General features: G+C 44.5%; 7 protein-coding genes. 2 read left to right on the forward strand and 5 right to left on the reverse strand.

Annotated elements, in window-relative coordinates:
- Positions 1-354: 354 nt before the first annotated feature.
- Positions 355-2,736, forward strand: a complete 2,382-nt coding sequence (locus B9J87_RS03610) for a glycoside hydrolase family 2 protein (protein WP_094149370.1) — start codon at positions 355-357, stop codon at positions 2,734-2,736.
- Between the two features lie 131 nt (positions 2,737-2,867).
- Here B9J87_RS03610 and B9J87_RS03615 read toward each other — a convergent pair whose 3' ends face one another.
- The 3 genes from B9J87_RS03615 to B9J87_RS03625 all read right to left on the reverse strand — a co-directional run bounded on the left by B9J87_RS03615 (position 2,868) and on the right by B9J87_RS03625 (position 5,775).
- Positions 2,868-3,089, reverse strand: a complete 222-nt coding sequence (locus B9J87_RS03615; protein WP_010319365.1) for a hypothetical protein — start codon at positions 3,087-3,089, stop codon at positions 2,868-2,870.
- 137 nt (positions 3,090-3,226) lie between these two features.
- Positions 3,227-4,231: a LacI family DNA-binding transcriptional regulator gene (locus tag B9J87_RS03620; RefSeq protein ID WP_094149372.1), complete on the reverse strand. Its 1,005-nt coding sequence runs from the start codon at positions 4,229-4,231 to the stop codon at positions 3,227-3,229.
- 107 nt (positions 4,232-4,338) lie between these two features.
- On the reverse strand, positions 4,339-5,775 hold the full coding sequence (locus B9J87_RS03625) for a 6-phospho-beta-glucosidase (RefSeq protein ID WP_094149377.1): 1,437 nt from the start codon (positions 5,773-5,775) through the stop codon (positions 4,339-4,341).
- A gap of 274 nt (positions 5,776-6,049) precedes the next feature.
- On the opposite strand from B9J87_RS03625, the gene B9J87_RS03630 reads away from it, so the two are divergent.
- Positions 6,050-7,510: a DEAD/DEAH box helicase gene (locus B9J87_RS03630; protein WP_094149374.1), complete on the forward strand. Its 1,461-nt coding sequence runs from the start codon at positions 6,050-6,052 to the stop codon at positions 7,508-7,510.
- 69 nt (positions 7,511-7,579) lie between these two features.
- Here the strand turns inward: B9J87_RS03630 and B9J87_RS03635 are convergent, their stop codons facing one another.
- Both B9J87_RS03635 and B9J87_RS03640 read right to left on the reverse strand, forming a co-directional pair.
- On the reverse strand, positions 7,580-10,027 hold the full coding sequence (locus B9J87_RS03635; RefSeq protein WP_094149376.1) for a trimethylamine-N-oxide reductase 2: 2,448 nt from the start codon (positions 10,025-10,027) through the stop codon (positions 7,580-7,582).
- Between the two features lie 22 nt (positions 10,028-10,049).
- Positions 10,050-11,144, reverse strand: a complete 1,095-nt coding sequence (locus tag B9J87_RS03640) for a NapC/NirT family cytochrome c (RefSeq protein ID WP_094126923.1) — start codon at positions 11,142-11,144, stop codon at positions 10,050-10,052.
- Positions 11,145-11,452: the final 308 nt, after the last annotated feature.

Here is an 11,452-nt window from a genome sequence, read left to right on the forward strand (position 1 = left end):
ATTTTCTAGCTTGTCGATTTTCATCATATTTTCTCTCTCTGTTTGAATGCGGCATTTATACACCTTTCAGCACCATTTCCAAAATGATTCTTTATATAAACCGCCACAAGCGGACACTTTCACAACAAATTGTTTCAAGATGTGCCAAGACAAAACAAGTTAAAACAAGCCGCTCGTCAAGCTTAGTGACGTCAAATTAAAGTCAAGAAAATCATAATTATTGACTGCTTCGCAACTTAATCTAAAAACTTCGCACAACTTTTGAGCCTGCCACCCATGCACATTTTTATTTCATAGTGCATGGTTAAATCAGCTCATTTAGCCCTTGTAAATCGTATTTTTTGAGGTGGATTTATGTTTGATTTAAACGGTGAATGGCGATTGAGCTCACCCGAGTATCCCGATATCCAAATCGCGATGACACTGCCCGGTGACCAGTATCATGCATTACTGCAAGCGGGTTTGATCCCTCATCCCTATTATGCATCCAATGAATCTCAGGTTCAGTGGGCTGGCTTATGTCATTGGGTATTAACAAAAGCGATCACTTTAAATGCGGCAGACCTTCAGTGCCCAAACCACTTACTGGAGCTGAATAAGGTCGATACGTTTGCTGATCTATGGATCAACGGACAGAAGGTTTTACAGTGCCATAATGCTTTTCAAACCTATACCGTTAATATTCGCCCTTATCTGCAAATTGGTGTAAATCATTTTGAATGGCGATTTGAACCTGCCGCTTCGGTAGCCAAGCAAAGAGCCGATGAGCTGCCCTTTCCCATTCCGTGGGCGCAAGGGAATAATCAACTTCCTCACATGAACACAGTGCGAAAACCTCAATGCCACAGTGGTTGGGATTGGGGGATATGCCTTGCTGTTTGTGGTATTTTTGCACCAATGCAATTAAAAACGGTACAAGAATATTCACTGCTGGGTGTGGATATTGAACAAGTTTGGCATGCTTTAACACACGTTACGCTGCACGTAAGAATACGGCATAGCGAATCGCTCTCCACACCCATCACACTTACTTTTGGCGATCAAACTATTACGATCGATAGTGAGGCATTTTGCAACCAAAGCATTGTGGATATTGATGTTCACCATCCGCATCTCTGGTGGCCAAACGGTTACGGTGACCCTTATTTATACACACTGTCTATTGCCATGGCACAGCAGCAGATCAACCGCCAAGTTGGCTTAAGACGTCTCACGTTGCGCACTGAGCAAGATTCCATCGGCAGTGAAATGACCTTTATCGTGAATGAGGTCTCGATATCAGTGAAGGGCGCGAATTGGATACCAATGGACGCCATGCCAAGCAAAGTCAATTTTTCCCGTTATCAACAGCTGTTACGAGCCGCACAAGAAGCTCACATGAATATGATTCGTGTGTGGGGAGGAGGTGATTATGAACACGATCATTTTTATCAACTTTGCGACCAACTCGGATTATTAGTCTGGCAAGATCTGATGTTTTCCTGCGCACAATACCCTTCAACACCGAGTTTCTTAGAAGAGGTAAAGCAAGAAGTCACACAACAAATACAACGTTTGAAGCACCATGCTTGCCTTGCCATTTGGTGTGGTGATAATGAGGTGATTGGTTCATTAACTTGGTATCCAGAATCTCGAGAAAACCGTGAAAAATACCTAGTCAATTACGACCGACTCAATCGTTTTTTAGAAATCCTCGTCAATGAACAAGATCCAAGTCGCCGTTTTTGGGCAAGCTCACCTTGCAATGGTGAATTAGATTTTGGTGACGCTTGGCATGATGATAATAAAGGTGACATGCATTTTTGGGATGTGTGGCATTCAGGTAAATCCTTTGACGCTTACCATTCAATATCCCCACGATTTTGTTCAGAATTCGGTTATCAGTCTTGGCCTTCATTTAGTGAAGTGAAGCAGATTATCCCAGAAAGCGACTGGAATATCAGTGCGCCTCATTTTGAACATCACCAAAAGAATGCTCGTGGTAATAGCATCATCACCGAAATGTTTACTCGCTATTTCCGTTTCCCGAATGGCTTCCAGCAGATGCTTTATTTGAGCCAAGTTCAGCAAGCCATGGCGATTAAAACGGCTGTCGAAGCGTGGCGGGCAACCTCACCGATTTGCCGTGGCATATTATATTGGCAACTCAATGACAACTGGCCCGTCGCGTCTTGGTCAAGCATTGAGTATTCTGGACGCTGGAAGCAATTACATTATCACGCCAAACGGTTTTATAACCCGCTTTTGGCCTGTTTTTCTGAAGATGAGAAATACCTATCATTGAGAGCCATTAATGATGCACCCAGTGAGCAATACCTTGTGGGTGACATATATTGGTTTGGATGGGAAGGAGAATTGCGAAAGCATTGGTCAATCAATGAACGACTGCCCCAAGAGAGTAACCAAATCGTGTGGCAACACACAATAAAGGATTTCACACCAGAAAAAGGAGCGATCTACTTTGTCAGTACGGATGGCCAGCGGGATAATTTTTGGCTGCCGGATGTACCCAAACGCTTGCCCTTAAAATCGGCCCGCATATTGTGTGAATATCGTGCGGGCAGTCTCTGTTTGACCACTGACCGACCTGCACTTTACGTTCACCTAGAACATGACAACGTACTACAATTTTCTGACTCCAGCTTCTTTTTGCTCCCCAACCAAATGCGGACAATCGCCTTTAGATCAGACGATAAATCTCACTTAAACTGTACTATTTATCAACTGGCTGAATGAACTGAGCCGAATAAAGACAAACGCTCAGCCTTAAGGAAGGAAACGAAAAAGAGCTGCGCATCAAGCAGCTCTTTGCAAGCTAAACCATTTTTACTAATGCATGTTCAACATTGGCTCATGTCAAACACTGACTAATGTTGAACACCAGATGGATTTTCACCAAATTCAGTCTGTTGATAAATATCTGCAAGGGTTTTTGCACGTTTTGCTGCCTTGCGTCGTTTCGTTGGTTCAAAGTATTGCTCGACCTGCTTCAATGTCTCTTCATGGTCTTGCGCGGATTGGACAAAGTCTGGGTTGGCTAACGCTTCTTGGCGAAGGCGGTTAACTCGTTCTAGCGTTTCCCACAACATATTTCACCTCCAACTTCACTGTGCATACATACAGCTTAGTAAAGAGTGACATAATGTCAAGCAATTAACTGTGGATTTATACAGTTAATTAAAATAAATGCTCATTATTTCAATGAGTCATTAATCTGCGAGGCCTCTTAAGGTGCGCACGTTGATTCTCGAAGCACCAGCTTACCTAGATAGCGATGTATCTTGGCATCATCCGAGCTCTTCCCTTCAGCCAATTGTAGGGCCAAGGCTACTGCGTCCTTCGTCAGTTGCTCAATGGGAAGCGATATTGTTGAGAGATTGGGCACCGAATACGCAGCCGCAGGCTCATCATCAATCCCCATTACAGAGACCTGATTGGGTACCAAAATGGCATGTTCGTAAAGTGCGCGCATTGCTCCTAGTGCCATATCATCGTTACAGGCAAAAATAGCGCTGAACTCACTCTGTTGTTCTAATAACCGTTGAACTGCGGCATAACCCGCCAGCATAGAATTATCACCTTCAACAACGAGCGTGTGATTGAGCTTAATACCAGTCTGCTGCAAGCCTGACTGGTAAGCAGCAAATCGCTGTTGTCCTGTATCACTGTCCAAAGGGCTAGTGATGCAAGCAATGCGGCGATGGCCAAGTTCAAGCAAGTGATTAATCGCTAAAGAAGCGGCTTGATGCTGCTCAAAACCAAAACTATGCAAACCGACTTCTTCCAAGGTTCGATTGAGTACAATCAGTGGCACTGAAACATCAGATTGCAATGATGCCAGCTCATGATTCGACAAATGGCGGCTGTAAAGCATGATGGCGTCACAACGCTGAGTGAGCAATGAGCGCACTGCTGCTAATTCGCCTGCCGCGTTATCGTGACTGTCCATGACAAGTAAGGTCTTACGTGCTTGCTCGGCACCTTGTGCTGCTTGATGCAATAAGCTGCCAAAATAACTCCCTTGAAACTGAGGAAGTATCAGCCCAATCGCATTTGCACTGTTTGTGGCTAATGCTTGCGCCAACACATTAGGTTGATAACCCAAGGTGGACATGGCTTGTAAAACGGCTTCTCGCGTACTTGCTTTTACTTGGCCAGTTTGGTTGAGTACGCGCGATACGGTGGCTTTAGACACGCCCGCTGCTTTACAAACGTCATTGATTGTCGCCATGGTGACTCCTAATAAAAACCCCCGACTTTTGGAAGCCGAGGGAGTTTACCTAATTTCCTAAGCTGGATGAACGCTCTCAATCAACAATTATTATTGTCATTCCACGTTTATAATTGTTCGCCATTGGTTTTGATCACGGACTGATACCAGTAAAAGCTTTTCTTTTTACTGCGAGCCATTGAACCAGAACCATCATCGTGTTTGTCAACATAGATGAAACCGTAACGTTTTTTATATTCACCAGTGGTGAATGACACACAATCGATGCAGCCCCAAGGGGTGTAGCCCATGACATCAACGCCGTCTATAGCAATGGCCTTCTTCACTTCTCGTATATGTGCTTGTAAATACTCAATCCGATAATCGTCTTGCACTTGGCCTTGCTCATCGGCTTCATCGATCGCCCCAAAACCATTTTCGACAATAAAAATCGGTTTCTGGTAGCGTTCATACAATTCAGAAAGCGCGTAGCGAAGCCCTACCGGGTCAATTTGCCATCCCCAATCAGACGCTGTGAGATAAGGGTTTAAGCGACTTTGTTTAAATAAACTGGTTGTTTCACCTTCAGCGTTGCGATCATCCGAGACAATATTCGTCATGTAATAGCTGATCGCAAGGTAGTCGGCACAACCCTTACGCAGTATCGCTTCATCGCCATCGAGCATATCAACGGTTATCGATTTTCGCTCCCATTCACGCCAAATATAGCTTGGATAATAACCACGAACTTGCACATCGCTGAACAAGTATTTCTCTCTCATCATTTCTTGAGAGCGGATCATATCTTCTGGACGACACGACGCGGGATAAAGCGGCATCATATGAATCATGCTACCCATTTGAAATTGAGGGTTGATCTTATGACCGAGATCGACCACTAAAGCACTGGCAATAAATTGGTGATGCATGACTTGGTACATCACCTGCTCTGGGTTGTCATGTTCAGTGAAGATCACCCCTGAGTTACAGTAGCCAAACAGTGGGAATTCCCAATTTCGCTGGTTATTGATCTCATTGAAGGTAATCCAGTATTTCACTTTCTGTTTATAACGCTCCATCACCACTTGGCTAAAGTTAACGAAGAAATCCACAAGCTTGCGATTTGCCCATCCCCCGTATTGTTGTACAAGGTGGAATGGCATCTCAAAATGCGAAAGCGTAATAACTGGCTCAATGCCGTATTTCAGCAATTCATCAAAAAGATCATCATAAAATTGTAGCCCTGCTTCATTGGGCGAGACTTCGTCACCTTGTGGAAAAATACGAGTCCAAGCAATTGAGGTTCTAAAACATTTAAAACCCATCTCAGCAAAAAGTGCAATGTCACCTTGGTAATGACTATAAAAATCAACGGCTTCATGATTAGGATAGAAATAATTTGCATCCACACCGGAGGTCATCACCCTAGGTACTTCATGCGCTCCTTTTGAGAGCACATCGACAATGCTGACTCCTTTTCCACCTTGGTTCCATCCACCTTCAACTTGATGTGCTGCTACAGCCCCACCCCATAAAAAATCTTTTGGAAAACCATTCGTTGCCATCGTCATCTACCTCGTCTTCATTTGCTGACTCAATGTACCCTTATGTCGATCTAATATGCTATTTCACGCCATATGGACAGGTTGTATAGAAATACATCATCGCTTTGCTACTTTGCGTGACATCATAAACGATTATCGTAAAAATGTAACCGGTTTCGGAAACCGGTTATATTTAAATTAATAATTCTAATGTTCTCGGAAGAAAATACGCACTATTTGTTACTGACAAGTGGCAAACAGAGACATTCCGTAGCACTTTTGCTGTGACTACTGTATGCTTGCGCCTTTCCGCAACGTGATGCGGATCACTCCCTTATTTACATATCGAGACATTTTAATGAGTTTTGCCTCTCTGGGTTTATCCCATGCCATCCTGAAAGCCGTTGCTTCTCAAGGTTACGAAACACCATCGCCAATTCAGGCGCAAGCTATTCCAGCCGTTCTTGAAGGCAAAGATGTGATGGCAGCGGCCCAGACAGGTACCGGGAAAACAGCAGGATTTACCCTGCCCATTTTGGATCTATTAGTTAAAGGCCCAAAAGTAGGCCCCAACCAAGTGCGTGCATTAATTCTGACGCCGACACGTGAATTAGCCGCACAAGTTGCCGACAACGTGGCAACTTACGGACAAAACCTTCCACTACGCTCTGAAGTTATTTTCGGCGGTGTGAAAGTTAACCCACAGATGATGAAAATGCGTCGTGGGGTAGATATTTTGGTCGCGACACCGGGTCGACTGTTGGATTTATACAACCAAAATGCGATTAAATTTAACCAATTAGAAATTTTGGTCTTAGACGAAGCGGATCGCATGTTAGACATGGGCTTCATTCGTGACATTAAAAAGATCCTTGCACTGCTGCCAGCAAAACGTCAAAACCTACTCTTTTCGGCCACTTTCTCTGATGAAATTCGCCAACTTGCGAAAGGGTTAGTTAACAACCCAGTCGAGATTTCGGTTACGCCACGCAATAGTACCGCCAAAACTGTCAAACAGTGGGTACATCCTGTAGATAAAGCGAAAAAACCAGCACTATTGATTCAACTAATCAAAGAAAATAATTGGCAACAAGCGTTGGTATTTACACGAACTAAACACGGCGCTAATCGCTTAACCGCACAACTTGAAGGCAGTGGCATCAGCGCCGCCGCTATTCATGGCAATAAAAGTCAAGGCGCACGTACTAAGGCATTGGCCAATTTTAAAAGTGGTGAGATCCGCATTTTAGTAGCAACGGATATTGCCGCTCGCGGCATTGATATTGACCAATTACCACAAGTGGTAAACTTTGAATTGCCTAACGTCCCTGAAGATTATGTTCACCGAATTGGCCGTACAGGCCGTGCAGGCGCTGAAGGAAATGCGATCTCTTTGGTCTGCGCCGATGAAGCAAAAGACATGTTTGCCATTGAGCGCCTTACCCAAAATTTACTAGAACGAATTGAGGTTGAAGGCTTTGCGCCAGTGAACAAATTACCGGCATCTCCTTCGCTACAACCGATTAAAGCGAAAAAGCCGAAAAAGAACAAACCAGAACATAATGACGGACAGCGCTCTGGTGATGTAGCAAAAGGTCACAGCATAAGCGCAAATACCAAAACTAACGACAGAAAGCCGAAAGCGGCCAATTCCACTCGTTCAAACAGCAACAAACCAAGTGCAAACCAACCCACGAGAAGCGGATCGGCTGGACAAAATAGACCTCGTAGAACAAACAAAATCGCGGCGAGCTGATATTACTCACTGACTACGACTCTCTGATTAAAAAGTAAAGGCCACTCTCATCTAGTGGCCTTTTTGCTTTTACGCGCCTTTGGGCGGTGTGAATGCGGTTAGAGGAAGTGGCTCTCCTATATATTTCTCTATTTTCACAATTGAAGAGTTACCAGCACAGCCATTGGCTAACCTTGACGTAGGTATGTCAGCGGTCAGTACGTTGCATCCTCCGTTTTTACATAAACCATGAGGTTTATCAAAATCGGGCCATGCCCCTTCATGAATACAGACCGAACCTTGCTTAATTCCATCCGTGATCAGCGCGCCAACTAAGACTTGGCCACGTTGATTATAAGCACGGACAAGATCGCCATCTTTGATCCCTCGAACTTTTGCATCTTCTGGATGAATCCAGATCGGTTCACGGTTTGCTATCGCATATTGCTCGCGTAGTGCCGCATAGTTTAACTGGCTATGGAGACGATGAGCCGCATGCGATGTCATCAATTGCAGTTCATCAGCTTGAGCATTCCCTACCCACTCCGTTGGCGGCATCCACATAGGATGTGGCGGGCAATCGCTATATTTGAAGCCTTCGATGGTTTTGGAGAAGATCTCAATCTTGCCACTTGGTGTACCAAGAGGGTTCAGGATAGGATCCTCTCTGAAAGAGGAATAACGCACAAACTTCGCGTTCGCTTCGTTCCATTTCATCTCAATGAGCTGATTTTGTTTCCAAAAATAGCTGAAGTTAGGCATTGCAATCCGATTCTGGCGACCGATAGCTTGAGCTCCTTTATAGAAACCAGCCAACCATTCCATTTCGGATTTATTTTCCGTATACACTGCACGTCCGCCCGGTTTTAACAGCTCCGCCATATCAGCAAATACATCAAAATCATTTCGCGCTTCAAATTGAGGCTCAATTGCTTGTTTCATCGGCACTAAATGTTGATTGCTATAATCCCCTGTCATGGTGAGATCATTACGCTCAAATGACGTCGTGATGGGCAGTACAATATCAGCGTGTTTTGCGGCCGCAGTCCAATAAGGCTCAGAGATAACGATGAGTTCCGGCTTTTGCCACGCTTTAATCAAACGGTTGGTATCTTGGTGATGAGTAAAGTTTGCACCGCCCGCCCACCAGATCATTTTGATGTTAGGAAATGTTTTCTCATGCCCGTTGTGTTGATATTGACCGGATGGGTTTTCCAACGCTTCTACAATACGAGCCACAGGAAAACTATTTACTGCTCCAGAAACGGCCCAATCATTACCTGCAGATGAACCACCATCAATGGCCGCTGATATAGCAGGTAAAACACCCGCAGTCCGCGTTGGGTTACCGCCATTGGAATAGTGATATGAAAAACCAAACCCACCACCGGGTAAACCGATCTGCCCTAGCATTGCAGCCAGAGTGACAAGCATCCAGTGTTTTTGTTCACCATATTGCTGACGTTGGATTCCCCAACCAGCCATGATCATAGTTCTATTTTTGCTAAAAATATCAGCCAATAGCTCTAGTTGTTTGGCAGGAACGCCACAAATTGCCTCAGCCCATTGTGCTGTCTTTGGCGTGCCATCAGAATGACCTAACAGATAAGCTTCAAACTTGTCGTAACCAGCGGTGTATTTATTCAAAAATTCGAGGTTATGTTGGCCCTTTTCAACTAGTGAGTGGGCGATCCCCAACATCATCGCAACGTCAGTACCAGGATGCGGTGCAATCCACTGAGCGTTTTCACCAAAAAATTCGATGGTTTCCGAACGCATAGGATCGATAGCGATAATGGTTTTTTTAGAATGTTTGAGTTGATTAAAAAACTCAAGTCCCGCGCCGTCAGTACTGCTCCATGCTATTTTCAGTGTATTAATAGGGTTGAGCCCCCAAAGCACCACAACATCACTACTTTCAAGTACAACAGGGTAAGTTGTTTGTTGTTCATACACTTCTATTGAGCCTACAACGTAAGGCATGATGACTTGCGCAGCACCCGTAGAATAATCACCTAAATGGCCCGAATAGCCTCCCGCCATACTCATATAGCGTTGCAGTAGGGTTTGGGCTTTATGTAAAATCCCACTGGATCGCCAGCCGTAAGAGCCCGCAAAAATTGACTCGGCTCCATAAGCAGTGCGAATACGGGCATGCTGTTGGTGGATTAATTGCAGCGCTTTTTCCCAACTAACGCGGACGAACTCATCGTCTCCTCGTTTACCATCTGGCATATGGGGATTGGCTAGAAAACCTTTACGCACCATCGGGTATTTGACCCGAGCTTGAGTATGCACTTGATCTGGCGCTGAGGTTTGTAGACTATTGGGTACGGTTTGCGGCAATGCATTCTTGGAGGAAATAATTTTCCCATCCTTAACTTCAACCAGCATAGCGCCCCAACGCCCAGCAGTCAGTACACCAGCTCCTCGCGGTGCGGAAGCGAGAACTGGCATGGGTTTAACCGAAAAAATAGCGACCGCACCTGCAGTTGCACCAGCGCTTTTTAGAAAACTTCGACGTGTGAGAGTAGTCATCACTGAATCCTTATTTCATTTTTTATTGGGCAACAACATCTTTCGCATTATATTGGAAATATTTCGTGAGGATTTCTAGATCCTCTGCGGAAATAGAGGTACGGTCCCCCATACTTTTTGCCACAGAAGGCCACGCGTTAACCGTAAAATGGTTACTCGGAATTTTGGCATGACATGTTGAACAGTAAACATTGTCCAATTGCTCAGCGTATGCCCAAAGCGAATCCATTTTACCCAACACTGGCGTGTCGATGTCCCCGGCAAGTGTTACTTGACGCCACTGATTTCCGTAGGCATCTTCGTTATACTCTTTTACGCTCAATGCTTTTTGCCCTGCTTCAGTTAACATAGCAATCACAGCACGCTTACCTTCACCCATATACAAGACTTGTTCTGCACCTTGCATCTGATAACCACTCAATTCAACGGTGCGTTTGCCATCGCTTTCATTCAATACTTTCAGCGGCGTCGCTGGATTGATCGTTCCGAAATCAGAAATGGACGTAGATTGCATCGCATAAACAATAGAAGTGCCCACAGGGGTTAACTTAGCCTCTTCGACTAAATGGGCTAATGCTTGGCTGTCCATTTTGACTTCAGGAAGCATGTGCGCCACACCTTTATGGCAATCAATACAGGTTTGATTATTGTCGATACCGTACTGATGCATTTTTTGTGCTTGCACCGTTTGGTCGTAAATCTCCATCGCATCTTCACTGTGACATGAACGACAGGTCGCAGAATCGTTCGCTTTTAATTGCGCCCAGACAGTTTCAGCCATCTCGGCTCGATGCGCTTCATACTTTTCAGGTGTGCTGATCTTCTTGGTAATAAACTCATGATAGATATCTTTGGACGCCCTGATTTTAGTGACTAAATAATCCATAGTATCAGTGGGTATATGGCAATCAGCACATTCTGCACGGATGCCTTTGGCATTGCTGAAGTGTACCGAGCCTTGATACTCCTGAAAGGGTGCTTGCATAGTATGACAAGAGAGACAAAATTCCGTACTCGACGTTTTTTCTAAGATGACATGAGTCCCTCCAAGGCTTAACCAACCGAGCAGCACCCCAATAGCAAGAACTCCCACTATCATTCTTTTTTTAATATTCATTATTCCTCACAAATCTCAACGGATGTGGTTTTGACAGAACACGTTGCATTTATGTGATGCGCATCGTATTCCATAAGGAAATCATACCCCCAAAGAGGGATGTCAACTTGACAGTAGTCAATTTAGACAAGGAACAGGCGTGACCTATGTCACCTTTCCTATAAATTGATAAAATAGAAAATAAATAGCCACACAGATGATAGAAATTAAAAATACATAAAACACAACCGATTGATATTAAAAATAAAAGACAAAAACCCCAAAGGACAAAAACCCCAAAGATAGGCAGAGCCTTATCACTGATAATG

This window comes from Vibrio sp. V19_P1S1T109 (genome assembly GCF_002241375.1).
Taxonomy (GTDB): Bacteria; Pseudomonadota; Gammaproteobacteria; order Enterobacterales; family Vibrionaceae; genus Vibrio; species Vibrio anguillarum.